Raw genomic sequence first — 1,133 nt, forward strand, 5'->3', positions numbered from 1 at the left:
GCGGGTCTGTCTAGATAACGGTGTATCTCGATCTTGATTAGTTATCGAGTGGTCGGGGTCAGGCGGCCTTCGAAGGTGATGGCGAAGGCGTTCAGCGCGGCTTTCCAGCGGGTGATCCAGCGTTTGCGGCCCTTGCCGGTCGGATCCAGGCTCATGATCGCCATGTAGACGCACTTGAGCGCGACCTGCTCGTTCGGGAAGTGCCCGCGAGCCTTGACCGCCCGCCGGATGCGGGCGTTGACCGACTCGATGGCGTTGGTCGAGCAGATCACCCGGCGGATCTCGGTGTCGAAGTTGAGGAAGGGCACGAACTCGGCCCAGGCGTCCTCCCACAACTTCACGATCGCCGGATACTTGCCGCCCCACGTCTCGGCGAACTCCAAGAACCGCTCCAGCGCGGCCGCCTCGGTCGGCGCGGTGTAGACCGGCTTGAGCGCCTTGGCGATGGCGTCCCAGTGCTGGCGGGCGGCGTACCGGAACGAAGCACGCAGCAGGTGCACCACGCAGGTCTGCACGACAGCCTGGGGCCAGACCTGCTCAATAGCCTGCGGCAGCCCCTTGAGGCCGTCACAGACCACCATCAGCGCGTCCGCAACGCCGCGGTTCTTGATCTCAGTGAGCACATGCAGCCAGAACTTCGCACCCTCGCCGCCGTCGCCGGCCCACAAACCAAGGATGTCGCGCTCGCCATCGACGGTGACGGCCATCGCCACGTAGACGGGGCGATTGGCGACCTGGCCGTCACGCAGCTTGACGTGGATGGCATCGATGAAGATCACCGGGTAGACGAGGTCGAGCGGCCGGTTCTGCCACTCTGCCATCCCCTCCAGCACCTTGTCGGTGATGGTGGAGATGGTCTGCCTGGACACCTCGGCGCCGTACACCTCGGCCAGATGCGCCGAGATCTCGCCGGTGGTCAGGCCCTTGGCGGCCAGCGAGATGACCATCTCATCGACGCCGGACAGGCGTCGCTGCCGCTTGCGCACGATCTTCGGCTCGAAACTGCCATCCCGATCCCGCGGCACGGTGATCTCTACCGGCCCGACGTCGGTGAGCACGGTCTTGGACCGGCTGCCGTTGCGGGTGTTACCCGTCTCATTGCCGGAGCGTTCGTGCTTGTCGTGCCCGAGATG

The 1,133-nt window shown here is 65.4% G+C and carries 1 protein-coding gene; it reads right to left on the reverse strand.

All coding sequences use genetic code 11. The features are described from left to right. Nucleotides 1-41 precede the first annotated feature (41 nt). The coding region (locus ACFYUV_RS51445) for an IS256 family transposase (RefSeq protein ID WP_387683459.1) at nucleotides 42-1,133 on the reverse strand (1,092 nt) is incomplete at its 5' end.

It is taken from the genome of Nonomuraea sp. NPDC003560 (assembly GCF_042878785.1).
Taxonomy (GTDB): domain Bacteria; phylum Actinomycetota; class Actinomycetes; order Streptosporangiales; family Streptosporangiaceae; genus Nonomuraea.